The 24,541-nt window shown below is 64.4% G+C and carries 22 protein-coding genes; 10 read left to right on the plus strand and 12 right to left on the minus strand.

What is annotated here, in order from left to right; all coding sequences use genetic code 11:
• The first annotated feature begins 19 nt into the window (after positions 1–19).
• Positions 20–703 (plus strand): ABC transporter ATP-binding protein, encoded by a 684-nt coding sequence (locus tag ACFVSJ_RS00670; protein WP_387433172.1) that lies wholly within the window; start codon positions 20–22, stop codon positions 701–703.
• Entirely contained in the window at positions 700–1,881 is a 1,182-nt protein-coding gene (locus ACFVSJ_RS00675) for an ABC transporter permease (protein ID WP_387433174.1), read from the plus strand. The genes ACFVSJ_RS00670 and ACFVSJ_RS00675 overlap by 4 nt, the downstream gene beginning before the upstream one ends.
• Here the strand turns inward: ACFVSJ_RS00675 and ACFVSJ_RS00680 are convergent.
• The 6 genes from ACFVSJ_RS00680 to ACFVSJ_RS00705 form a co-directional block, all read right to left on the minus strand.
• Entirely contained in the window at positions 1,859–2,551 is a 693-nt protein-coding gene (locus tag ACFVSJ_RS00680; RefSeq protein ID WP_387433176.1) for an ABC transporter ATP-binding protein, read from the minus strand. The two genes, ACFVSJ_RS00675 and ACFVSJ_RS00680, sit on opposite strands and share 23 nt — an antisense overlap.
• A gap of 2 nt (positions 2,552–2,553) precedes the next feature.
• Positions 2,554–4,011 (minus strand): ABC transporter permease, encoded by a 1,458-nt coding sequence (locus tag ACFVSJ_RS00685; protein WP_387433178.1) that lies wholly within the window; start codon positions 4,009–4,011, stop codon positions 2,554–2,556.
• 191 nt (positions 4,012–4,202) lie between these two features.
• Entirely contained in the window at positions 4,203–5,300 is a 1,098-nt protein-coding gene (locus ACFVSJ_RS00690; RefSeq protein ID WP_387433180.1) for a substrate-binding domain-containing protein, read from the minus strand.
• 53 nt (positions 5,301–5,353) lie between these two features.
• Positions 5,354–6,622 (minus strand): multiple monosaccharide ABC transporter permease, encoded by a 1,269-nt coding sequence (gene mmsB, locus ACFVSJ_RS00695; RefSeq protein ID WP_387433183.1) that lies wholly within the window; start codon positions 6,620–6,622, stop codon positions 5,354–5,356.
• Positions 6,623–6,661: 39 nt separating this feature from the next.
• The gene (gene mmsA / locus ACFVSJ_RS00700; RefSeq protein WP_387433185.1) at positions 6,662–8,218 is read right to left on the minus strand and encodes a multiple monosaccharide ABC transporter ATP-binding protein; all 1,557 of its coding nucleotides are present in this window, start codon (positions 8,216–8,218) and stop codon (positions 6,662–6,664) included.
• A 129-nt stretch (positions 8,219–8,347) separates the two neighbouring features.
• Positions 8,348–9,538, minus strand: a complete 1,191-nt coding sequence (locus ACFVSJ_RS00705) for an ROK family transcriptional regulator (RefSeq protein ID WP_387433187.1) — start codon at positions 9,536–9,538, stop codon at positions 8,348–8,350.
• 370 nt (positions 9,539–9,908) lie between these two features.
• On the opposite strand from ACFVSJ_RS00705, the gene ACFVSJ_RS00710 reads away from it, so the two are divergent.
• Positions 9,909–10,745, plus strand: a complete 837-nt coding sequence (locus ACFVSJ_RS00710) for a carbon-nitrogen hydrolase family protein (protein WP_387433189.1) — start codon at positions 9,909–9,911, stop codon at positions 10,743–10,745.
• Between the two features lie 39 nt (positions 10,746–10,784).
• Here ACFVSJ_RS00710 and ACFVSJ_RS00715 read toward each other — a convergent pair whose 3' ends face one another.
• The 3 genes from ACFVSJ_RS00715 to alr all read right to left on the minus strand — a co-directional run bounded on the left by ACFVSJ_RS00715 (position 10,785) and on the right by alr (position 14,052).
• Positions 10,785–11,072, minus strand: coding sequence for a hypothetical protein (locus ACFVSJ_RS00715; protein ID WP_387433192.1), 288 nt, complete (start codon positions 11,070–11,072; stop codon positions 10,785–10,787).
• Between the two features lie 150 nt (positions 11,073–11,222).
• Positions 11,223–12,830 (minus strand): PucR family transcriptional regulator, encoded by a 1,608-nt coding sequence (locus ACFVSJ_RS00720; RefSeq protein WP_387433194.1) that lies wholly within the window; start codon positions 12,828–12,830, stop codon positions 11,223–11,225.
• Complete coding sequence (alr, locus tag ACFVSJ_RS00725) at positions 12,820–14,052, minus strand: alanine racemase (RefSeq protein WP_387433197.1); 1,233 nt, start codon at positions 14,050–14,052, stop codon at positions 12,820–12,822. Before alr ends, ACFVSJ_RS00720 begins: the two co-directional genes overlap by 11 nt.
• A 195-nt stretch (positions 14,053–14,247) precedes the next feature.
• Here alr and ACFVSJ_RS00730 point away from each other — a divergent pair, with 195 nt between their 5' ends.
• Positions 14,248–15,678, plus strand: coding sequence for an amino acid permease (locus tag ACFVSJ_RS00730; RefSeq protein ID WP_387434137.1), 1,431 nt, complete (start codon positions 14,248–14,250; stop codon positions 15,676–15,678).
• Positions 15,675–17,363 carry a flavin monoamine oxidase family protein gene (locus tag ACFVSJ_RS00735; protein ID WP_387433199.1) on the plus strand — a complete coding sequence of 563 codons (1,689 nt, stop codon included), beginning with the start codon at positions 15,675–15,677 and terminating at the stop codon, positions 17,361–17,363. Before ACFVSJ_RS00730 ends, ACFVSJ_RS00735 begins: the two co-directional genes overlap by 4 nt.
• Positions 17,364–17,433: 70 nt before the next feature.
• On the opposite strand, the gene ACFVSJ_RS00740 is transcribed toward ACFVSJ_RS00735, so the two are convergent.
• From ACFVSJ_RS00740 to purU, 3 genes are read right to left on the minus strand one after another with little or no spacing between them, the layout of a single operon-like run.
• Positions 17,434–17,955 (minus strand): gamma carbonic anhydrase family protein, encoded by a 522-nt coding sequence (locus ACFVSJ_RS00740; protein WP_387433202.1) that lies wholly within the window; start codon positions 17,953–17,955, stop codon positions 17,434–17,436.
• Positions 17,956–17,965: 10 nt separating this feature from the next.
• Positions 17,966–18,625: a class I SAM-dependent methyltransferase gene (locus ACFVSJ_RS00745; protein WP_387433204.1), complete on the minus strand. Its 660-nt coding sequence runs from the start codon at positions 18,623–18,625 to the stop codon at positions 17,966–17,968.
• A gap of 21 nt (positions 18,626–18,646) precedes the next feature.
• Positions 18,647–19,495 (minus strand): formyltetrahydrofolate deformylase, encoded by an 849-nt coding sequence (gene purU, locus ACFVSJ_RS00750; protein ID WP_387433207.1) that lies wholly within the window; start codon positions 19,493–19,495, stop codon positions 18,647–18,649.
• Between the two features lie 237 nt (positions 19,496–19,732).
• Here purU and glyA point away from each other — a divergent pair, with 237 nt between their 5' ends.
• From glyA to ACFVSJ_RS00775, 5 genes are all read left to right on the plus strand, one after another.
• Positions 19,733–21,028 (plus strand): serine hydroxymethyltransferase, encoded by a 1,296-nt coding sequence (gene glyA, locus ACFVSJ_RS00755; RefSeq protein ID WP_387433209.1) that lies wholly within the window; start codon positions 19,733–19,735, stop codon positions 21,026–21,028.
• Between the two features lie 147 nt (positions 21,029–21,175).
• Positions 21,176–22,069 carry a bifunctional methylenetetrahydrofolate dehydrogenase/methenyltetrahydrofolate cyclohydrolase gene (locus ACFVSJ_RS00760; RefSeq protein ID WP_387433212.1) on the plus strand — a complete coding sequence of 298 codons (894 nt, stop codon included), beginning with the start codon at positions 21,176–21,178 and terminating at the stop codon, positions 22,067–22,069.
• Positions 22,070–22,166: 97 nt separating this feature from the next.
• Complete coding sequence (locus ACFVSJ_RS00765; RefSeq protein WP_387433215.1) at positions 22,167–23,336, plus strand: sensor histidine kinase; 1,170 nt, start codon at positions 22,167–22,169, stop codon at positions 23,334–23,336.
• Positions 23,333–23,998, plus strand: a complete 666-nt coding sequence (locus tag ACFVSJ_RS00770; protein WP_387433218.1) for a response regulator — start codon at positions 23,333–23,335, stop codon at positions 23,996–23,998. The genes ACFVSJ_RS00765 and ACFVSJ_RS00770 overlap by 4 nt, the downstream gene beginning before the upstream one ends.
• Positions 23,999–24,148: 150 nt before the next feature.
• Positions 24,149–24,466 carry an SHOCT domain-containing protein gene (locus ACFVSJ_RS00775; protein WP_387433220.1) on the plus strand — a complete coding sequence of 106 codons (318 nt, stop codon included), beginning with the start codon at positions 24,149–24,151 and terminating at the stop codon, positions 24,464–24,466.
• The last annotated feature ends 75 nt before the right edge of the window (positions 24,467–24,541 follow it).

The raw sequence follows: 24,541 nt of genomic DNA on the forward strand, positions 1-24,541 counted from the left end.
CCTGGTTAGCCTCCGCTCAGTGACCCGCTCGGTCACGCTGCCCGACGAGCAGCGCCTCCACATCCTTCGTGGCATCGACCTGGAAGTGCACAGCGGCGACCACACTGCGATCGTTGGAAGGTCCGGCTGCGGCAAATCGACCCTGCTCAATCTCCTTGGTCTCCTCGACGTGCCCACCTCCGGTGAACTGCACTTCCTGGGCCAACCGGCGGACCGGCTGGGAAGTAACGCCCGTGCCCGCCTGCGTGGTTCCACGGTGGGTTTCGTGTTCCAGCAGTTCAATCTCCTGCCCGGCCGCAGCGCACTGGACAACGTGATCACACCCCTCCTGTACGCCAAGGGCAAGGATTTTTGGCGTCGACGGGAACTCGCCATGGACATGCTGGACCGGGTTGGCCTCGCGGCCCGGGCCGACACCATGCCCAACATGCTCTCCGGTGGTGAACAGCAGCGAGTGGCTATTGCCCGGGCGCTGGTTCGGCGGCCCCGGCTGATCCTTGCCGATGAGCCAACGGGAGCATTGGACGTCGAGACAGGCCAGTCCGTGATGGCGTTGCTGGACACCGTCGCCACGGATTCTGCGGCGGCGCTGGTCACCATCACGCACGATGTCAACGTGGCCGCACTGGCCCGGGCCTGCTTCAGGCTGGACTCGGGTGTGCTCAGTCCCATGGTTGCCGCGGCCGCAGGGGTTCCCGCATGACCGGCTTTGTGTCCACGCTGGTGGAAGCGTGGCAGGAACTCCGCATCAACAAGGTCCGCATCCTCTTGGCCCTTGTGGGAGTCGCCCTGTCGGTTGCTGCGCTCACGTCCGTGGTGGGCCTGGGCAACCTGGCCCGGGAAGGCTACAAGGAACAGTCGGAACGGAACGGAGGCCGGGCAGCGACGCTTTCGCTCGGCGTATACGGGGCCACCATGCCCGATCCCGTGCAAGTGGAGAAGGCGTACCAAGACATCCAGCAACGGTACGGCATCACCACCGCCACCCACGTTGGCCGCACCCAGGCGGGCTTCCAGCTTCCACGCGGCGTCACGCAGGTAAATATGACCATCGTGGATGTGGGCTACGGAATCATCCACCGCGTCCCGCTCCTCATGGGAAGCTGGTTCGCCGCCGATGACGAGCAAAGGCTCGCACCCGCCGTCGTTGTTTCCGAAGCCTTCTACAACCAAGCGGGCCGGCCCAACCTGACCACCCAACCCACCGTTTCCATCCCGGGTGACCAGCCAGCCACCGCCGTGATCATCGGCGTCGTTCCGGACACCTGGCCGGACACCCCACCCAGCGCGTTCATCCTGACCAAGGCCGCGGCCATGGCGGGGATTGAACCGGACATGACCGAGTTCAAGGTTTGGGTAGGGGAGGAGCAAGCGGATGCCTTGTCCGCAGCGATCTCCGCCGATCTGCAGGGTCAGTTTCCCGGCTATTCGGCCCAGGCGCAGCGGATGGACTACGCCGCCCACGGCGACCCACTGGCGCCAGTCCAGTTGGTGGTGGGCGGCGTCGCCGGATTGGTACTGCTGCTCGGCGCCGTTGGGATGCTCAACATCTCCATGGTCACCGTGCGTTACCGGGTCCGGGAAATCGGCATCCGGAGGAGCTTCGGCGCCACTTCCGGGCGTATCTTCTTCGGGGTGATGATGGAATCCGTGGTGGCAACCGCCGTCGCAGGCCTGGCCGGGGTGATGCTGGCGGTGGCCGTGGTGAAGAATCCGTGGATCGAATCCAAGGTAGCGCCGGGCCTGAGTGACCACCCGGCGTTCCCCGTCGAAGCCGCCCTCCTTGGCTTCGGGGCGGCAGTCCTCGTAGGCGCACTCGCTGGAGCGATTCCCGCGCTCGTGGCGGTGCGCGTCAAGGTTATTGACGCGATCCGGTTTTGAGCTCTTCCGTCAGGCGCCCCTGCTGAAGCCGGAAGCGACGGTCCGTCTTCTGTGCCAGTGAGCGGTCGTGGGTAACCACCAGGATGGTGGTGTTGTGGTCGCGGCTCAACGAGCTCAGCAACTGGATGATGTGCTCGCCGGTCTGCTCGTCGAGGTTTCCGGTGGGCTCATCCGCCAGGATCAGCTTGGGCTCGTTGGCCAACGCCCGGGCAATGGCCACGCGCTGCTGTTCGCCGCCGGAAAGCCGGTTGGTGCGGCGGGAGTGCTTTTCCGGATCCAACTGGACCTGCTCCAGAAGCTCCTTGGCGCGCTGCAGACGGGCAGATTTCCGGACTCCTGCGAACTCCATGGGCAGCATCACGTTGTCCACGGCGCTGAGGTTGGGGATCAGGTTGAACTGCTGGAACACGAAGCCAATGTCCCGGCGACGGTATTCGGTCAGCTTGCCATCCGGCAGTCCCGCCAGGCTGACGCCATCCACGACGACGTCTCCGGAGGTGGGCTTGTCCAGTGCGCCCAGGAGGGACAACAGCGTGCTCTTGCCACTACCGCTCTTGCCTACGATCGAGGCCAACGAGCCCCTTTCAAGCTCGAAGCTGACGCCGTTGACGGGCTTGATGGTCCGGTCTCCGGACTTGAACTGACGGACCAGGTCCTTGACTACGATCACGGCTATTCTCCTCGGAGTACTTCGATGGGGCGGATACGGGCGGTCAGCAGGGCCGGCACCAGCGCGCCGATGATGGCTACCGCGAATACGGCGGCGATGCCTGCAGCGATCACGCCGGGGGAGGCGCTCGCGGTGACGGAGGTCAGCAACTGGCTGGCTCCGCCGAACGGGCCACCTTGGCCGCCGAAACCACCGCCACCGGGGATGGTTCCGTTGGGCACAGCGCCGGCCAATCCGGCGCCGCGCTGAGTGGTGCGCGCCGCCGTCGTACTTGAATTGGAACTGATCAGCGCGGACGCGATGCCGCCGCTCGCGAAGGACGCGATCGCCGCGCCCACCACGCTGCCCAAGGCCACCAGGACCAGCGACTCCAGCACGAACTGGAGACCGATGGTGCGGTTACGGGCGCCGATGGCCTTGAGGACACCGATCTCGCGACGGCGCTCGCGGACCAGCATCACCATGATGAGCAGGATGATCAGACCGGCCGTTGCGAGGGCGGCGATGAAGGCAACCAAGGAGATGTTCTTGACGCTGTCCAGCGAATTGACGGCGGTTTCGAGGTTGCGTTGGCCTTGGGTGACGTCGGCCTTGTCCGTGCCGAGTGCGCTCTGCAGCGCGGTCTTGGTGCTGTCAACGTTTTCCATGCTGTTGACGGTGACGATCATCGTGGAGAGCTCATCGGGCGTAGCGGCAAGCGTCTGCGCCTCGGGGAGCGTCACGTAGACGGCGTTATTGCCGAACGTGGTACCGGCGTCGAACAGGCCGGCGACGGTGAACGTCTTGTCCTGGATGGTGAAGGTGGAGCCAACCGTCAGGTTGTTCTTCTCGGCCAGCGTCGTCCCGACGATGGCCTTGGCTTCGGCCGCGGTGTAGTCGCCCAAGCCAGTGCCGCTGGTGATGTCCAAGGCCTTGCCGGTGCTGTCCACTTCGGCTCCGATGCCGGTGGCCGTGATCGGCAGGGTTCGGGTCGGCTGAGTCGTGGTGCTGCCGGTGCTGCCGGTGCTTCCCGTGGTGCCGCTGGCGTTGTTGCGGTTGCCGAGCGTACCGGCGTCGACGGCGGCTGTCAGGTTAGTGGTGACGGTGGTGGCTTGCTGACCTCCTGGACCACCGAAACCGCCGCCCTGCTGGGTGGTGCTCGTGGTACCGGTGGTCGCGGTCTGGAGGCGCAGCGCCTTGGTCCCGACGACGGACGTAACGTTGGCGACGCCCGCTGCGGTTTGTGCTTGGGCCGAGGTGAGCGGTTCGCCGCCGCCCTCGAAGCCCTGGCCACCGGCCGGATTCACCGTAAGGGTGGTGCCCACCGAAGCGTTGAGCTCCTGGACCTTGGCGCCCACGGCCTGGTTGGCCACGAGCATGGCCAGCGCCAAGCCGATAGCCACGGCCAGGACGGCAACCACGGCCGCTGTTCTGATTTTGTTGCGGAAGGCATTGCCAACGCTTCGGGCAAGGACGCTCACGTTTCTCCTTTGGACCTGCTTGGGCCGCAGGCGGCCCCGGCCCGCTGGACGCCGGCCGCAGATCAAGACTGGCCAGCCGGGCTGTGCGGGAAGCCAGCCGAAGCTATGCGTGGGCTGTGAAACGTGGCCGTGACCAGCAAAAAGCCCCGGCCCGCCGTGGTGGCGGACCGGGGCTTCCTGGACAGTCAGTACTACTTGGTGATCGGGCCGAGGACCGGATCGTCTACGTAAGCGGTCTTGACGTTCGCGGCGGTCACGATCTGCGGAGGCAGAAGGTAGGCCGGAACGGTCTTGACGCCGTTCTTGTAGGAATCCTTGTCGTTGATCTCCAGCTGCTTGCCGGCCTGCAGCTCCTTCACCATGGTGATGGCGTGCTCAACCAGCTTGCGGGTGTCCTTGTTGATGGTGGAGTACTGCTCGCCTGCCATGATCGACTTGACGGACTCAACCTCGGAGTCCTGGCCGGTCACGACGGGAAGCGGCTTGCCGGCTGCCTTGACGGAGGTCAGGACTGCACGGGCCAGGGTGTCATTCGGGGAAAGGACGCCGTCCAGGGAAGCGGTGGTGTAGCTGCCGGTGAGCAGCGTGTCCGCGCGTCGCTGGGCGTTCTCAGACTTCCAGGCCTGGGTAACAGCCTGTTCAAACGAGGTCTGGCCGGACAGGACCTTGAGCGTGCCGTCGTCGATCTTCGGCTTCAGGACGCTCATGGCGCCGTCAAAGAAGACCTTGGCGTTGGCATCGTCAGGGGAACCTGCAAACAGCTCGATGTTGTACGGGCCGCTCGGCTTCTTGGCCTTGAGCCCGTCCAGCAGCGCCTGGCCCTGAAGCACACCAACCTTGAAGTTGTCGTAGGCCACGTAGTAGTCCACGTTCTCGGTGTTGAGGAGCAGACGGTCGTAGGCGATGACCGTGGCTCCGGCGTCCTTGGCCTGCTTGAGCTGCGTGCCAAGCTGGGCGCCGTCGATGGCACCTACAATGATCACCTTGGCACCCTTGGTGACCATGGCACTGATCTGGTTCTGCTGCTCGGAAACACCAGTGTTGGCGAACTGAACATCAGCCTTGAACCCCGCGCCGGTGAGGCCGTCGTTGAACAGCTTCTCTGCGAGGACCCAGTTTTCACTGGTCTTCTGCGGAAGGGCGACGCCGATCAGCGAGTCCTTGGGGAACGCTTCCCCGCCAGCTGTGCTGCTGCTTGAGCCGCTGTCGGAGCGGCCGCAGGCCGTCAGCGCCAGTGCCGCGATGGCAGCGACTGCTGCTGCCTTTCCTGCTTTACCAAACATTCGCATATCTTGGTTCACTTTCTGTGTGGGTGGGGTGGAGCGAATCGTGGGGAAGCCGATCAGGCTTCCTTGGAGATGACCTCTTTGGTGGACGTGGTTTCGTCGGGTTTGATCTCGTTGTTGCGCTGGAAGTTCTTCAGCAGCAGGCCCGTAATGGACCGCTTGCCTTGGGTCTTGTTGTAGACATCGAAGGCGACGGCGGCCAGGAGCACCAGGCCCTTGATGATCTGGGTGAGGTCGGCGCCTACGCCCAGGAGCTGCAGGCCGTTGTTCAGGACTGCCATCACAAGACCACCAACAATCGAGCCAATCACCGTACCTACGCCACCGGTAACGGCTGCGCCACCGATGAACACAGCTGCGATCGCGTCGAGTTCCCAACCAACGCCATCGAACGGGCCGGAAGCGGTGGAACGGCCAACGAAGATCATGCCGGCGAGGCCTGCCAGGACGGACATGTTCATCATCACCAGGAAGTTGACCTTCTTGGACTGCACACCGGACAGTTCCGCGGCGTGGCGGTTGCCACCGACAGCGTAGATATGGCGGCCGATGACGGTCTTGTCAGCGATGAAGCCGTAGATCAGTACCAGGACAGCGAGGATCAGGCCCGGGATGGGGAACGACGTTCCGGGGCGGCCCGTCGCGAACAGGTAGGTCGCGTAGAGGATGGCACCGCAGATCAGGACCAGTTTGGTGACTTCGACCCAGAGCTCGGGTACTTCGGCGCCCAAGGCCTTATTGGCGGCCCGTGCCCGCAGCGACATGACGACGACGAAGGCGGCGGCCAGGATGCCGATCAGGAGGGTCAGGTTGTTGAACCCGGTGTTGGGACCGATTTCCGGAAGGTAGCCAGAGCCGAGGTACTGGAAGTCATTGGGAACCGGGATGGTGTTGGACTTGCCGACGAACTGGTTGAAACCACGGAACAAGAGCATGCCTGCCAGCGTCACGATGAAGGCGGGTATGCCAACATATGCCGTCCAGAAGCCTTGCCAGGCGCCGATCACGGCTCCCAGCGCAAGGCCGAAGAGCACGCCCATGTACCAGGGGATGCCCCAGTCGCGGATGGCGAGGGCTACGGAGACACCAACGAAGGCTGCCACGGAGCCGACGGAGAGGTCGATATGCCCGGCGATGATCACCAGCACCATGCCGATGGCGAGGATCAGAATGTAGGAGTTGCCGTTGAAGAGGTTGATCACGTTGCCCGGGGTCAACGTGCGGCCCTCGGTGAAGATCTGGAAGAAGACGATAAGTGCCACCAGGGCGAAAATCATGCCGAACTGGCGGGTATTGCCACCAAAGAGCTTCTTGAGCGCGTTCATTGTTTTGGTCCTTGGGTCAGGCGTTTCTGGGCCACTGGGTCAGGCTGTCTTGCGGTTGGAGGTCATGAGCTTCATCAGGTTTTCCTGGCTGGCTTCGTCCTTGTTCAGTACGCCAGTGATGGAGCCTTCGAAGATGGTGTAGATGCGGTCGGACAGGCCCAGGAGTTCGGGGAGCTCCGAGGAGATGACAATCACTCCCTTGCCCTGGTTGGCCAGCCGCTGGATGATGCCGTAGATCTCATACTTGGCGCCGACGTCGATGCCTCGGGTCGGTTCGTCCAGGATCAGCAGATCCGGGTCAGTGAACATCCACTTGGCCAGCACTACTTTTTGCTGGTTGCCGCCGGAAAGCTTGGCGACGCCTTCCTCCACCGAGGGGGTCTTGGTCCGCAACGACTTGCGGTATTCCTCGGCAACCTGGAATTCCTTGCGGGTATCCACCACGGTGTAGTTGCTGATCTTGTCCAGCGCTGCGGCAACGGTGGTGGTCTTGATGTCGTCCAGCAGGTTCAGGCCCAGGGACTTGCGGTCTTCGGTCACGTAGCCGAGTCTGGCATCGATGGCCTGGCGGACGGTCTTCAAGTGGACCTGTTTGCCGTCTTTGTAGACCTCACCGGAAATGAACCGCCCGTAGGAGTGGCCAAAGAGGGACCGTGCCAACTCCGTGCGGCCTGCGCCCATGAGACCGGCGAAACCAACGATTTCGCCACGGCGGACAAAGAAGTTGGAGCCCTTGCAGATCAGGCGGTCCTGGATGGCCGGGTGGCCGACGGTCCAGTTCTTGACCTCGAAGAAGACCTCGCCGACCTTGGGCTCGTGGTCCGGGAAGCGCGACTCGAGCGTGCGGCCAACCATGCCCTTGATGATCCGGTCCTCGTCCACACCATCGCGCTTGACGTTGAGCGTTTCGATGGACTTGCCGTCACGGATGATGGTGATCTCGTCCGCGATCTGCTCGATTTCATTGAGCTTGTGGGAAATGATGATGGACGTGATGCCCTTGCCCTTGAGGCCGAGGATCAGGTCCAGCAAGTGCTGGGAATCCGATTCGTTCAAGGCCGCAGTGGGCTCGTCCAGGATCAGGAGCCTCACTGATTTGTTGAGCGCCTTGGCGATTTCCACGAGCTGCTGCTTGCCGACACCGATCTCCTTGATGGGCGTGTCCGGGTCTTCGCGGAGCCCCACGCGGGCCAGCAGTTCGATGGACCGCTTGCGGGCTTCGGCCCAGTCGATGACTCCCCACTTGGTGGGTTCGTTGCCCAGGAAGATGTTCTCCATGATGGACAGTTCCGGAATCAGCGCCAGCTCCTGGTGGATGATCACGATGCCGGCGGCTTCGCTTGCCCGGATGTCCTTGAACTGCTGGGTTTCGGCCTGGTAGACGATGTCGCCGGTGTAGCTTCCGTATCCGTAAACGCCGGACAGGACCTTCATGAGGGTGGATTTCCCAGCCCCGTTCTCGCCACAAATTGCGTGGATTTCACCCGCCTTTACCCGCAGGCTCACATTCGACAAGGCCTTCACGCCGGGGAATTCCTTCGTGATCGAGCGCATCTCCAAGAGGATGGGATCACCTTGCGTGTCGAGGGTTGTCATCAGCCCTTACGCCTCCAATGCATGACTTCGTTGTCGGCTCCGCGATGGCGGAGCTGTCTGATGAAAAAGTAAACTGGATCACCCGTCTTGTCGTCAAGACTTGAACACAAGAACCAGCTAACGATTTGGTTACCTTGCAGTAATACCGGCGTGTTGGAAGACCAAAGCTGCAGCTCCAAGCGCCTCTGCGCGGGCACCCAAGGAGGACATGGCGAGGTGGGTTGTCTCGCCCACCACGGGCACGGCATGCCGGACCAGCCCGCGGCGGATGGGGTCCAGCAGGAGGTCTCCGAGGCCCGCCAGGGGGCCGCCGACCACAATCACTTCAGGGTTGATCAGATTCGCCACATTTCCGAGGGCGCGGCCCACCGCTAACCCGGCATCATCCACCACGCGCTGCGTCGCGGAGTCACCGGCGAGGCAGTTCCGCACGATGTCCTGCGGGGTCAACAGGGTGTCCTGGCCCCGCCCCAGAAGCTCGATCATGGTGGTGGTGGACGCTATGGTTTCGAGGCATCCACGGTTCCCGCAACGGCACACCAGGCCGTGTTCGTGGATGGTCGCATGGCCGATTTCACCCGTAATTCCCACGTTCCCGTAGTAGGGAATTCCGTTGAGGATCAGCCCGGCGCCGATGCCCGATCCAACCTTGAGGAACATCAGGTTGGAGACGCCGCTGTGGGGCCCCCAGGTTACTTCGGACAGGGCGCCAAGATTCGCGTCGTTGTCAACAAAGACGGGGCAGTTGAGGGCTTCCTCAAGCCTGTGAAGGATGTCGATGCCCACCCATTCGGGGAGGATTGCGCCCTGGGCGACTGTGCCGGATCTGCGGTCGATGGGGCCTGGAATGCCGGCTCCGGCGCCCACGACGGCGCTGGGATCGATGCTGTTTTCCTCCAGCAGACGGGACAGCAGCCGAACGGCCGCAGCGATGCCTTCTTCCGCCTGGTGCCCCAGCGGGAGCTCGATGAAATCCTCGGCAATCACGTGGTAGCCCAGCGACGCCAGGACCACGCGAAGGTGGCGGCGGCCGAAGTCGATTCCGACGGCCACCGCACCGTTGCTGTTGAGCCTCACGTTGGTGGCGCGGCGGCCCGAGCTGGTGGTCGGTTCAGTTGAGACGAGACCGGCATCCTGCATGATTTTCACGATGTTGGAGATCGTCGCCGTTGACAACCCGGTCTGCCGTGAAAGTTCCGCCTGCGTTGAAGGCCCGCTCAACAGGCACTCGATGATCCGCTGCTGGTTCAAGTGGCGCAGCGCGGACTGCGAGCCTGGTTTTCTCGGATGGCTCTTCGTTGAGCGCTGTGTAGCGGGCATGACAAGAAGAGTGCCCCAAAAAGCTCCTTGTAGTCAAGAAGTGAACGCAAGGAGTCAACTTTGGCCGACATACTCCAACGCAACACCCCCGTTGTGAGGCCCGCTTTGCGCGCTATTCCTCGGGTTTGCCACGCAGAGCAGGCCCCGCAACGCAGCGCACTCCCGTTGTGGGGCCCGCTTTGCGCCCCATTTCGCTCGGGTGGCACGCAGAGCAGGCCCCGCAACGAGGTGGCAAGCGGGCATTGTGCCCCGTATGCCGCCCACTCGGGTCCAATCGACCCATGCGGATGCGAGGTTGCGTGCCTACGCTGGGATAACCAAGACTTCCCGGTCAACTGTCGCCGGGCACAAAGAACCAAAGGTGGTAACGATGCTGCTCTCAGTCCTGCAGGCCAACGCCTCCGTCCTGGACGTGGACGCCAACCTTCGGACTATCGATGATGCCGCGCGGCGGGCATCGAACGCCGGCGCCGCACTCCTGCTGACGCCCGAGCTTTTCACAGTGGGATATGCGCCCCTGCGGCTGCACACCGAGCTGGACCCCGGGACCCTTCCGGCCATCCGTGAGCGTTTGGCCAACATCGCGCGGACGCACGGGATCGGCTTGGTGTACAGCCTCCCCGCCTTGGCGGACGTAAAGCACGACGACGGCGCGGAGCCAACTCCCGCGGACGACCGCTGGCACATCTCGGCTACTTTGGTGGATGCCACCGGATCCGAAGCCCTGAACTACAACAAGGTCCACCTGTTCGGCGACGAAGAGCACAAGGCGTTCGTCGGCGCCCAGGAACCTCCCGCCGTCGTGGTTTTCAACGGAATCCGCACCTCGATGCTGATCTGCTACGACGTAGAGTTCCCCGAGGCCGTGCGCGCGGCGGCAAACCGCGGTGCTGAATTGTTGCTGGTTCCCACGGCGTTATCGGCCGGTTTCGAGAATGTTCCCCAAGTACTGATCCGTGCCCGCGCGCTGGAGAGCCAACTGAACGTGGCCTACGCCAACCACTGTGGACATGAGGACATCTACAACTTCCTCGGTGGAAGCGTGGTTTCCGGACCTGATGGGTCGCTCCTCGCCGCAGCCGGGGAGGGCGCCACCCTTCTCTTTGCCGAGGTGGGCACGGAGTCCGTCCGCGCAGCCCGGGCCGAGGTTCCGTATTTGAAGGAACGCCGCCCAGAGCTGTACGCGAAGTGGGAGGGCATGGCCTGATTTTCAGGAGCCTGGCCGCGACGTCAACTACATGCGTGGTCAGTTGCACGACTTTTGTTCGGAGGACCGTGTTCGCCGGGCCTTGAGCAGCGATCCGACAGCCGCGATGAAACCCGCAGCCAGGACCGTCCCGAGAAGAGCCAGATAGGAGACGCCTGCGCCGAGTCGGAAGCCTCCGTTGGCCACGTCCTGAAGTTCCACGTAGGCGGCACCGGACAGGTCCTGCCCCGAATACACTCCCATTGCGGCAAGACCGAGCAGTGCTCCAGCCAAACCGGCGGCTACCGCCACACGGATTCCGAATGCTGTCCCGCTTGGTTTGGACACGGCTTCTCCCTCATTTGACGACCATTGGACGGTGTGCCTGGAACCCTAGGCGAAGTGAGCCGCTTCACGAGTGCCCTTTCCAAAATTAGGTGGCGAAAACGGCAAAATTAGGTGGTGAAAGCGGCCGACTAGGGGTTTTGACATGGTCCTCTAGGTGGTGACTCGCGAGCTCCCGCCGCCCAGCTCCTCCACATACTGCAGCGCGATCCACAGTTCCGCCCGGACGGAGGCCGCGTTGAGGTCCATGTCCAGCAGTTCCCCCACAACACCGATCTGCCGCCGAACGCTGTTGCGGTGCAGGCCGAGCAGCTTGGCAGACGCGTCCCAGCTGCCGTTCTCCGCGAGCCATCCTCGCAGGACGGAAAGCAGGGGATCCCGCCGCTCGGCCTCCAAGGAAAGAAGTGGCGCAAGCAAACGTTCGGCGAGCATGGTGCCGGCATCGCGACCCAGCAAGCCAGCCACGGACCACGTCACTTCGTCCACCCGAGCACTGACCCCGCTGGACGCAACGCGAGTCCGCAAGGACGAAGCACGCTGGTATGCGCCGGCGAGACCGGTCAACTCCGTGGGCTCACCGATGACCAGCCGCCAGCCGAGCTTCTCGACGTCGGCCAGCAGGGAATCGTCAACGCGAAGGCGCGTGATGGCTGCGAAGCCATAATCCGTGACTTCCACGAGCTTGGTGTCGAACAGGCGGCGCCACTGCAGCAGTTCGCGGACGGGCCCGTCGTCCGCCACGCCGTCCACCTTGACGCCTTGCACCACCCGCACCTGTCCTGAGCGGGTGGAGGAAAGGCTTTGTGCCAGCAGGTCCTTGATTCCGTTGACATGCTTGGTTCCGCCGGACACCAAGGACTCCGGGTGCAATAAAACAGCCGTCGCCAGCTGGCTCGGCGCCAACGATCCACTGGTCCGTTGCCGCACCAACAGCTCAAGCAACCCGACGGCCGATTGCACCACGTTGTTCTGGGCAGGTGTCAGCGGCACGTCCGAACCGAGGATCAGGGCACCGAGGTTCGCGTCCTTCGTGCTGCGCAGCGGGTGTCCAACAACCAGGGCAGAACCCGGCTGTTCGAACCCGTCCATCTCCACGCGCGGCCCGCTCCCGGACAGCAAGCGCTCCAGCATGGGTGCCAGCAGCGAATGCTCGACGCCGGTGCTGCCGCCGGCACTGTGCCCCCGGGCCCGCACCCGCCCGTCGGCCCCGACCAACACGGCCCACACGGGCACGCGTTGGACCAGGGCAGCAAGGAGCTCATGTTCCGGCCTGGGGGAGAGGACGGCCCGCATGAGTTGCCGGTTGGTGTCCGCAAGCTGCCGGAAGACCCTCGCATTGTCCGACTCGAGAAGCTGGGAGAACTCCAGGCCGATCGCGGCGAACGGCAAGGATTCCGGTACTTCGAACAAGGTGAGGTTGTGCGTGCGGCAAGCCTCAATCAGGGCCTCCGGAACGGCGTCGAAGTATGGCTTGATCCCAAAGCCGAGCGCCGCGACCTTGGCACCCACCAGCCGCTGCACGTAAGCGTCCACCTTGGCCGCCGAGCCACCTTTCCCCAGGAAAGGCAGCCCGGCGGTGAGCAGGAACTCGCCCTCGGGTAGGTACGGTGTGGGGTCCTCAAGCTCACTCGGTTCCACCCACCGCAGCAGCGACGCGCCGCTGCCGCCGTCGTGAAGCATTTTCAACTCCGGCGGCAGCTGCTCGAGGAACTGTTCAAGCGTGACGAAACTCAGGCGGGCGGTGGCGGGCTCAGGCGACATTGCCCTGCCCGGCGGCCGCCGGCTCCTGGTAGTCGGGGCACTCGTAGGCGCTGGACTCGTAAGCGCGGGGCAGTCGCGGCGCGATCCGGTTGATGATCTCGTCGCCGTGGCTGCCTATCGCGGCACCCCAATCGTCGGCGCTCGCGGCCCCGCTGGCCGGGTCGCCGAACAGAACCGCCGTGTCGCCGACGTCGATCCCGGTGGCGTCAGGTCCCAGGTCCACCATGAACTGGTCCATGCAGACCTTGCCGATGACCGGCACGGTCCGCCCGGCGACTTTCACTACGGAACGCCCGCTGATGCCTTTGGGAATGCCGTCCGCGTACCCAAGCGGAATGAGGCCGAGGTAGCGGGGTTCGTAGGTAATGGCTTGGTGTTCGTAGCTCACGCCGGTGCCCGCGGGGACCTTCTTGACCATGACCAAGGGTGCCGTGACGCTCAGTGCGGGTCGCAGTCCGAAGTCCGCAGGATCCAAGTGGTCCGCAGGTGCAAGGCCGTAGATCGCGAGTCCGGCCCGTACCATGTCAAAGTGGAATTCCGGCCGGTCCAGGATGTTCGCCGAGCTCGAGACGTGCCGGAGTTCAGGGGTCAGGCCGGCTTCGCGGGCTTCCCGCACTGCATCCTCGAACTCGGCGACGGCGGCGGCGTTCCCCGGGTGTGCAGGCACATCTGCCCACGCCAGGTGGGTCCAGATCCCGCGCACGCGGAGTGTCCCGTCGAGCTCCGCTTGGCGGGCCTGGGCCACGAGTTCGGGCCAGTCCTCCTTGCGTGCGCCGCCGCGGCTGAGGCCGCTGTCCAGTTCAAGATGTACGACGGCGGGACGGCCAAGCCGTTCGGCGATACCTGCGAGTACCTCGAGTTGACGGACGCTGCCGAGGGATACGTCGATGTCGTTTTCGACGGCTTCCAGGATAGTGGCACTCGTCTGGGATGCCAGATAGAGCCAAGAAAGGATGGGCACCGTGATCCCGGCTTGGCGCAGGGCGATGGCTTCGGACAACTGCGCGGTGCCGAGCCATTGCGCACCTGCTTGGACAGCAGTTCTGGCAACTTCCACCAGGCCGTGGCCGTAGGCGTTGCCCTTGACTACGGCCATGAAGAACGGTGCTTCGGTGCGCTTCCGGAGGATTTTGATGTTGTCTGAAATCGCAGACAGATCCACTTTGACCTGTCCGGAAAGGGTCGCCGCAGCGGGCAATGATGGGGGTGCATTACGTCTCATGGAGGAACACTATAGGGCATTTTGCACCAGCGTGAGAGCTTCCTCACATGCCAGTCTTGTTGAGGGGAAACCGACAACTACTCAGAAGGGACGTCAACGGTGACTGTGCCTGTGAACACCCAAGACCCAACCCCGGCAAGCTTCGCCCGGCCCGGACTCGGAGCCCAGCTGCTGCGCCGCAAGCCGATCGGCCAGATGGTCAATGAGGCCGGAAGCAGCGAAGGCGGCACGCCCCTGGTCCGCAGCTTCGGCGTCCTGCAATTGACCATGATCAGCGTTGGCGCGACCCTCGGCACCGGCATCCTGGTGATCCTCGGCGAATCCGTGCCGCTGGCCGGACCGGCCATCTGGATCTCATTCGTCATTGCGGGCCTGGCAGCCTTGTTCTCGGCGGTCTCTTATGCCGAGATGGCCGGACTGGTCCCGGTTGCAGGTTCCAGCTACTCCTACTCTTACGCCACCATGGGTGAAGGCATGGCCTGGATCTGCGGCTGGTGCCTTGTGCTCGAGTACGCCGTGTCCGTGGCAGCAGTTGCCGTGGGCGCAGGCCAGTACGTCAACGAGACCTTGGCAGCCTTCGGGCAGGTGCTGCCTGACGCCATGAGCCAGCCGCCGGGCGATGGGGGACTGGTGAATATCCCGGCCATGGTCATCGTGCTTTTGGCGATGTTCCTGTTGGTCCGTGGGGCCCGTGAGAGCGCTTGGATCAACACCGCGATTGTCATCATCAAGGTGGGCATCCTGCTGTTCTTCTGTGCAGTTGCCTTCACGGCCTTCAACGCCGGCAACTTCGAGCCCCTGATGCCGATGGGCGCCGCCGGTGTTTCCGCCGCCGCGTCCAGCGTGTTCTTCTCCTACATCGGATTCGATGCCGCCTCGACGGCCGGAGAGGAGGCCCGGAACCCCAAGCGGGACATGCCCCGCGCCATCATGCTCTCCATGCTGATCGTCACCAGCATTTACGTCCTGGTTGCCGTTGCCGCCATCGGGGCCCGGCCATGGGGCTGGTTCGACGGCACCGAAGCAGCGCTTGTCCAGATCCTGCACGAGATCACAGGGCAGCCGTGGATTGCCTTGGTCTTCTCGGTCGGCGCCGTCCTGGCCATCGCCAGCATTGTCCTCACCGTCCTCTACGGCCAGACCCGCATACTGCTCTCCATGTCCCGGGACGGGATGGTGCCCAAGGTCTTCGGCCGCATCTCCTCCCGCACCGGCACTCCGGTGGCCGGAACGCTGATCGTGGGCACCGCCGTCGCACTTGCCGCCGGGCTGGTGCCGCTGGGCGCGCTGGCAGACGCCACGAGCATCGGCACCCTGTTTGCTTTCGGACTGGTCAACATCGCCGTGATCTACCTGCGCCGCAACCGTCCCGACCTCAAGCGGAGCTTCCGGGTCCCGCTGTACCCCATTACCCCTGTGTTGGGCACCCTCATGTGTGCCTACCTCATGGCCAACCTGGGCGCCGATACCTGGATCGTCTTCGGCGCATGGATGCTCGTGGGCATCGCCATCTACTTCGGCTATGGACGCCGGAACTCCAAGGTAGCCGCGCTCAGCGAGCAGGACTGCCGTGAACTGACCACCAGGGCCGTGAGCCCGGAACCTGTGAAAGCAGACAACGCATGACCATCGCCACCGAACTCCCCACCCCCGAGAGCCCTTCGGAGGCTCCGATCACCATGCTGAACCCGGACTTCCCATTCAGTTATGACCAGTACCTCGAACACCCAGCCGGCCTCGGCTCGGTCCCCGCGGAACGCTACGGAACCGAGGTAGCCGTCATCGGCGCCGGCCTCTCCGGACTGGTTACCGCCTACGAACTGATGAAGCTTGGGCTCAAGCCCGTTATCTACGAGGCCGACCAGATCGGTGGCCGGCTCAGGACCGCGAGTTTCCCATCCGCGCCCGATGTGACCGCGGATCTTGGCGGCATGCGCTTCCCGGTCTCGGGCAAGGCGTTCTACCACTACGTTGACCTGCTGGGACTTGAAACGCAGGACTTCCCCAACCCCTTGGCTCCCGTCACCTCCAGCACGGTGATCGAACTGGCGGGCCAGAAGCACTATGCTGCCACTCCCGAGGACCTGCCACCCTTCTTCCACGAAGTAGCGGACGCCTGGAAGGACGCCATCAAGGACGGCGCTGCGTTCACCGAGATGCAGGATGCCATCAAGGCCCGTGACACCAAGCGCATCAAGGAAATCTGGAACGAGTTGCTGCCCGAACTCGACGAGCAGACGTTCTACGGTTTCATCGCCGCCAGCAAGTCCTTCAAGGATGCAGGCTTTGCCCACCGCGAGGCATTCGGGCAGGTCGGCTTCGGCACCGGTGGCTGGGATACGGACTTCCCCAACTCCATCCTGGAAATCCTTCGCGTTGTCTACACCGATGCCGATGACCAGCACCGGCTCATCGCGGGAGGAGCGCAACGGCTCCCCGAGGCACTCTGGAACCACGCGCCGTCGGACATTAAGCACTGGCCGCAAGGCACGTCGCTGGCGTCTTTGCACTCAGGGTCGCCGCGCGGAGCCGTGGACAATATCCGCCGCGCAGACAACGGCGATCTGATGGTCCGGGAAAGCTGGGGCCGCGAAGCGAGCTACCCTGCGGTGGTAACCACGTGCCAGTCGTGGTTGCTGTCCACCCGCATCCACACCGAAGAAGCCTTGTTCCCCTCCGAGCTGTGGACGGCGATCGAGCGCTCGCACTACATGCAGTCGTCAAAGACGTTCGTGATGGTGGACCGGCCGTTCTGGAAGGACATCGACCCCGAAACCGGCCGCGAAGTCCTCTCGATGACGCTCACGGACCGCCTCAACCGGGCAACGTACCTGCTCGACGACGGCCCGGACAAGCCCGCTGTGATCCTCTTGTCCTACACCTGGAACGACGACGCCCTGAAGTGGCTCGCGCTCAGCGCCGAGGAGCGCGTCAAGCTCATGCTGCATTCGTTGGAGCAGATCTACCCGGGCGTGGACATTGCCAGCCACATCGTGGGCCAGCCCATCACGGTGTCCTGGGAGGCCGATCCCAACTTCATGGGTGCGTTCAAGGCCAACCTGCCCGGGCACTACCGGTACCAGCAACGGTTGTTCACGCACTTCAAGCAGGACGGGCTTCCGGAGAGCCAGCGTGGCATTTTCCTGGCGGGGGACGATGTGTCCTTCACCGCCGGCTGGGCCGAGGGTGCCGTGACCACGGGCCTCAACGCTGTGTGGGGCGTGGTGAACCATCTCGGTGGATCATCGGCCGCTGACAACCCCGGCCCGGGCGAGCTGCTGGACGAACTCGGCCCGATCGCCCTGGACTAACACATTGCGGGGCCCGCTCCACGTGCAAAAACCCCTGGTTAGCACGAAGAACGGGCCCCACAACGCGCGTCTATAAGCCGTGCAGCTCGCGGTGTGCGGCGGCGAGTTCCTTGTAATGGGCAGCATTGTGCTTCACGCCCTCGAACTCCTCGTCGGTGAGCTCGCGCCGGACCTTGGCCGGCACACCTGCCACCAACGAGCGCGGGGGAATGACCGTGCCCTCGAGGACCACGGCCCCCGCAGCGATCAGCGAACCCGTGCCGATCACCGCTCCGTTGAGGATGGTGGCGCTCATCCCGATGAGGCAGTCGTCCTCCACGGTGCAGCCATGCACCACGGCGCTGTGGCCCACCGAGACGCGCTCGCCTACGGTGCAGGGGAATCCCGGGTCGGCATGCAGGACTACGTTGTCCTGGAGGTTGGAGCCTGCGCCCACGCTGATGGCGGCGGTGTCCGCCCGGACGGAGACACCGTAGAACGCGCTGGAATCTTCGGCCAACGTGGCCTTGCCGATGATCGAAGCCGTGGGCGCCACGAAGGCGGTTTCATGGATGGCCGGGGTGTCTCCGGCAAACGTGTAAGAGGGAGCCATGTGCCCCAGCTTAGTTGGGTGACGGGGTGCGGAGGACCAGGAACTGGTAGTGCTGCGTCCATTGGCCGGCGCCGGGCCCAGACTCCACGCCGGTGCCCTCTGGCCACGTCCGGAAATGCTCCACCAGGCCGTGCTCGCCGAAGATCCCGCGCACGGCATCGTCGCTGCGCCGGCTGAAGAACCGCCGCGGCTCGTCGAGATCCTCCGGGTTCAGCACTTCTTCGTCGTCACCGGACCAGAGCCCGACGGCGATTGGCGCGCCAGGTGCGGTGACCCGCACAAGTTCGCCGACGACGTCGTGAATCCTGCTGTTGGGTACGTGCAGGAGGGTGCTCATGCTCCACGCAGCGCCAAAGGCCCCGGCGGGAAACGGAAGGCTCCGCCCGCTGGCCACGGAACAGTCGAGTCCATGGCTGCGGGCCACGTGGACACTTTCGGATGACAGGTCAACGCCGGTGTAATGAAGCCCGGCCTGGACAAAGGCCACGCCCTCCACGCCGGTTCCGCAGCCGAGCTCAAACAGGGAATGCCGCTGCTCCTGTTTGAGGAGCCGCACAAACCACTCCCGGGCCTCAACGCGGTGCGGCGTCAGGGAACGGGTGTTCCGGACCGCGGCGTGGCGGTCGTAGTAGACGGCGAGGTCGGCCTCGGGATCAGGGATGCCCTGCATACCCCCAGCGTAGGACTGGCGTCAGTTGAACACCACGGTCCGCGTGCCGTCCAAAAGCACCCGGTGTTCGGCGTGCCACTGGACCGCTTGGGTCAGCGTACGGCCTTCCACATCACGGCCCATCTGGACAAACTGGGCGGCCGTGCGGGCGTGGTCCACGCGGATCACTTCCTGCTCGATGATCGGCCCCTCGTCCAGGTCCGCGGTGACGTAGTGGGCCGTGGCGCCGATGAGCTTCACACCGCGGGCGTGGGCTTGGTGGTACGGCTTGGCTCCCTTGAAAGAGGGAAGGAACGAGTGGTGGATGTTGATGGCCTTGCCGTTCAACTCCGTGCAGAGATCGTTGGAGAGGACCTGCATGTAACGGGCAAGCACGGTCAATTCAACATCGTGTTCGGCGATCAGTTTCAAGAGCGAGGCCTCGGCATCGGCCTTGGTGTCAGGAGCGACGGGAATGTGGTGGAACGGAATGCCGTAGAACGCGGCCAACGACTCAAGGTCGCGGTGGTTGGACACGATCGCCGGAACCTCGATGGGCAGTGTGCCGGCACGTTGCTGGAAGAGGAGATCGTTGAGGCAGTGCGCGTCCTTGGAGCACATGATGATGGTCCGGACCTTTTCACCCACCGGGTTGATCTGCCAGGTCATCCCGAAGGATTCGGCCACGGGCCGCAGCGCCGCGGTCAGTTCCGCCTGCGAGTTCGACGTCGTCGCCTCCACGCGCATGAAGAAGTTGCCTGTGCTGGGGCTTCCGTACTGCTGGGAATCGGCGATGTTGCAACCGGCCTCCAGCAGGGCTCCCGCCACGGCGTGGACGATGCCAGGGCGGTCAGGGCAGGCTAGGGTCACAACAAATGCGGAGTCAGTCACATGACCAAGCCTACCTTCGCCGCCTTGTTGTACTGTTAACGGGTCGCAACTGGCGTTGGGTGGGCTACCACCAGGGAGCGGCAATCACGAAGACCACGGATCGTACGCCTGGGCCGAGGGTCATGTCTTACCGAAGCATGCACGTGACCGATGCCTCTTGTAACCGAGGGGACGCGGGAATGCCGCTGCCGGTAGCCTGACCTGTAGCACCACCCGTTCCCTAGCCAGGAGATCTCCGTGACTACCACCACTACTTCAGCGTCTGTCAGTAACCAGTCGCTCGCCGAACTCGATCCCGAGATCGCAGCAGTCCTCGACCAGGAGCTTGGCCGCCAGCGCGGCACCCTGGAAATGATCGCTTCCGAGAACTTCGCTCCCCGCGCAGTGATGGAAGCCCAGGGCTCCGTCCTGACCAACAAGTACGCCGAGGGCTACCCGGGCAAGCGCTACTACGGCGGTTGTGAGTACGTCGATGTTGCCGAGCAGCTCGCCATCGACCGCGTCAAGGCCCTCTTCGGCGCCGAGTACGCCAACGTCCAGCCGCACTCCGGTGCGCAGGCCAACGCTGCAGCGCTGTCCGCCATGATCAACCCGGGTGACAAGATCCTTGGCCTGTCCCTGGCACACGGTGGCCACCTGACCCACGGCATGAAGCTCAACTTCTCCGGCAAGCTCTACGAAGTTGCTGCCTACCAGGTTGAAGAAGACACCTTCCGCGTGGACATGGACAAGCTCCGCGAGCAGGCCATCAAGGAAAAGCCGCAGGTCATCATCGCCGGCTGGTCGGCCTACCCGCGCCACCTCGACTTCGCCGCCTTCCGTTCCATCGCCGACGAGGTTGGCGCACTTCTCTGGACGGACATGGCACACTTCGCCGGCCTCGTTGCAGCAGGCCTGCACCCGAGCCCGGTCCCGCATTCCGACGTCGTCACCTCCACCGTGCACAAGACCCTCGCAGGTCCCCGCTCCGGCGTGATCCTCGCCAAGGAGCAGTACGGCAAGAAGATCAACTCCAACGTGTTCCCGGGCCAGCAGGGCGGCCCGCTCATGCACGTCATCGCGGCCAAGGCTGTTGCCTTCAAGATCGCCGGCAGCGAAGAGTTCAAGGAGCGCCAGGAGCGCGTCCTCGAAGGCGCCAAGATTATCGCCGACCGCCTGAACCAGTCCGACGTTGCCGAGGCCGGCGTTTCCGTCCTCACCGGCGGCACCGACGTCCACCTGGTCCTGGTCGACCTCCGCAACTCGCAGCTGGACGGCCAGCAGGCCGAAGACCTCCTGCACTCCGTGGGCATCACCGTGAACCGCAACGCCGTCCCGTTCGACCCGCGCCCGCCGATGGTCACCTCCGGCCTCCGCATCGGTACGCCTGCACTGGCTACCCGCGGATTCGGTGCCGCAGAGTTCACCGAGGTCGCCGAAATCATCGCCACCGCGTTGAAGTCCGGTTCCGCCACCAACGTGGAAGCCCTCCAGGCCCGCGTCGACAAGCTCGCCGCCGACTTCCCGCTGTACCCGCAGCACGAGCAGTGGTAACAGCCTTTCCCAGGCTGAAGCACGAGCTGACCAAGCATCACCCCGGGCACTGAACCGGAGCCAACGGGATCCTCTGCCACACCACCGGCAGCGGGTCCCGTTGGCATGAGCCTCCCCACAGTTCACCCACCAGAAAGAGCAGCTGGAATGACACAGTCCACCGCACAGATCCTTGACGGCAAGGCCACCGCCGCAGCCATCAAGGCCGAACTGACCCAACGCGTTTCCGTCCTCGCAGGCAAGGGCGTCGTTCCCGGCCTCGGCACTATCCTGGTTGGCTCGGACCCCGGCAGCACCTGGTACGTCGGCGGCAAGCACAAGGACTGCGCCGAGGTGGGCATCCAGTCCATCCGCCGCGACCTGCCGGAGGACATCTCCCAGGAAGACCTCCTCAAGGTTGTCCAGGAACTCAACGAGAACCCCGAATGCACGGGCTACATCGTCCAGCTCCCGCTGCCCAAGCACATCGACCAGGACGTCATCCTGGAGGCCATGGATCCGGACAAGGACGCCGACGGCCTGCACCCCATGAACCTCGGCCGCCTGGTGGCCAACGTGAACGGTGAAATGAAGTCGCCGCTTCCCTGCACGCCCAAGGGTTGCGTGGAGCTGCTCCGCCGCCATGGCATCGACCTCAAGGGCAAGCGCGTCCTGGTGGTTGGCCGCGGCGTGACCATCGGCCGCCCCATCGGCCTCCTGCTCACCCGCAAGGAAGTCAACGCCACTGTGATCCTGGCGCACACCGGCACGGTGGACCTGCCCGCCGAACTCCGGCAGGCCGACGTCGTGATCGCCGCTGCGGGCGTGCCGCACATGATCAAGGCTGAAGACCTCAAGCCGGGCGCGATCGTGCTCGACGTCGGCGTCAGCCGCGTGGACGACGGCAACGGCAAGGCCGTGGTCACCGGAGACGTGGACCCCGCAGCTGCCGACGTCGCCGCCTGGCTTTCCCCGAATCCGGGCGGTGTGGGTCCCATGACCCGCGCCATGCTGCTCGCCAACGTGGTGGAGAGCGCCGAGCGCCAGGCCGGCATCGCGTAACACTTCTCAACCAAGCAGGGCGCCTACTCCGCCGGGAGTAGGCGCCCTGCTCCGTTAACCGGACGACCTTTGTCCTACCTCCGTCTAATCTCGATGTATGCGCCCTTATCAAGGCTCCTTACCTTCCGAGGGGCCTCCCCGCCGTTTCAACGGCCCACCCACCAGTTTCATCGTCATCACGGTCGCCCTGATCCAAGTAGTGGGTACCTTGTTTTCCGCCGGCCACCAGGAGGCGCGGCCCCTGGACCCCTTCGCCATCATCCTCCTGCTGCTCGGCCCGGCGGGTTTGGCCTTCCGGAAACGCTCTCCCGGGCTGATGCTGCCCATGGCGCTCGTCGCCACGGGACTGTACCTTTCCTGGGGCTATGCGTGGGGGCCGATCGTGTTGTCGCTGGCCCTGGCCATTGTCCTGACAGCCGCTGCGGGCTTGCGCTGGCAGGCGTGGTTGGGTGCGGGTCTCGCCGCTGCTGCCGTCGTTGCCGGCGCAGCGATGGCCGGCGACGACGGCTGGCCGTTCCGCGCCTCGGCCGGCGTTGCGTGGGCTGCGATCCTGGTGCTGCTGGGGCAGGGCGTCCGGCGGAGGAGCGAACGATTCGCCGAGTACCGGCGCCGGCGCGAAGCCGCAGCGAAGGCAGAACGGGACGAATACCGACTCACCCTGGCAAGGGACATCCACGACGTGGTGGCGCATTCGCTGTCCATGATCAACGTCCAGGCGTCCGTGGCGCTTCATTTGGGCAGCGAGGACCCGGACAAGCTCAGGCCGGCTTTGGAAGCCATCAAGCAGGCGAGCAAGGAGTCCCTCACGGAGGTCCGGCAACTGCTCGGTGTGCTGCGCGAGGACGTCCCCTTCTCGCCTGCGGCCGCACCCGATCTGGACAGGGTGCCGGAGCTGGTGCGGAACGCGGAGTTGGGCGGCTTGCACGTGCGGCTGGAGGACGAAACGGACCATTCCCGCATCCCTCCGCGGCAACAGGAAGCGGCCTACCGGATCATCCAGGAAGCCTTGACCAACGTCGGCAGGCACTCAGGCGCCCAAACCGTCGTCGCGCGCCTTTCCGTGCGGAAGGGCGCCGGCGGCGACGTCCTCACCGTCCAGATCGACGACGACGGCGCGGGCATGGGTTTGTCGGTCCCCGGCAACGGGCTCACGGGGATGCGGGAGAGGGCGGTGGCCTTGGGTGGGACTGTTACCTTGTACGAGCTGACCCCCGGGCTGCGAGTACACGCACTCCTGCCCCTCCCCGGAGAAGGAAGCCAACCATGATCCGCATCCTCCTGGCCGATGATCAAACCCTCATCAGGGCAGGCTTCCGCGCCCTCCTGGATGCCGAACCGGACATGGAGGTGGTGGGAGAAGCCGGCACGGGCAGGGAGGCCGTGAGGCACGCCGAGCGGGACAAGCCGGATGTCATCCTCATGGACATCCGGATGCCGGACGACGACGGGCTGACCGCCACCCGCCGCATCCTTGCCGACCCGGCGCTCTCAGGAACCCGGATCATCATCCTGACCACTTTCGAACTGGACGAATACATCGCCGAAGCCGTCCGCGCCGGTGCCGCCGGTTTCCTGGTCAAGGACACCGAACCGGCCGAGCTGATCCGTGCCGTCCGCGTGGTCCACGACGGTGACGCCCTCCTCTCGCCCTCAGTAACGCGACGGATCATGGCGCAACTGGCATCGCACAGCCGGGCCAACGGGGAACTGCTGAAGCTGGATCACATCACCGAGCGGGAGCGCGAAGTCCTGGCGTTGGTAGGGGAGGGCCTGAACAACGCTGAGATTGCCGGGCGCCTGTTCATCACGCCGTTGACCGCCAAGACCCACGTTTCCCGGATCATGACCAAGCTCATGGTCCGGGACCGGTCCCAACTGGTGGTCCTGGCGTACGAATCGGGGCTCGTGAAACCGGGCTGGAGCAACTGAGCGTTTCCCGCTGCCTCCCGGGGGAGTACGGCCCGGCAGGAAGGTGACTCCCGACGGCGGACGCCCCGCCGGCCGCTGAACGGAAGACTCGAACCAGAGCCGAAGGACGGTTCGCGCCGGCAGCCGGCGCAGAGAGTTTGGATCACTGACATGTTCACCGCATTGGCATCAACCGTCGGGGAGACCACGCTCGGGGGAGCGCTGGCACAAGTGCCGGCCACCGTCGTCGCGCATGGTCCGTGGGGTGACGGCACCTACTGGCCGTTCTTCCTCATCTTCCCGCTCTTCTGGATCCTGGTCATTTTCCTGTTCGTCTTCGTGGGTCGCCGGGCATGGCGCCGCAACCACAACTGGACGGTAACACAAGGTGCCGAGGGAGTCCTGCGTGAGCGGTATGCCCGCGGGGAGATCGACGAAACCGAGTTCCGGCAGCGCCTGGAGGTGCTGCGCTCGCAGCCGCCGGCCTGACGGGGCCCTGCCGAAATGAGAGGTCTCTTGCAGGAATATCTGCAAGAGACCTTTCACACATCGGTGGGCGCTACT

The sequence above is a fragment of the Paenarthrobacter sp. NPDC058040 genome (genome assembly GCF_042885775.1).
Taxonomy (GTDB): Bacteria; Actinomycetota; Actinomycetes; order Actinomycetales; family Micrococcaceae; genus Arthrobacter.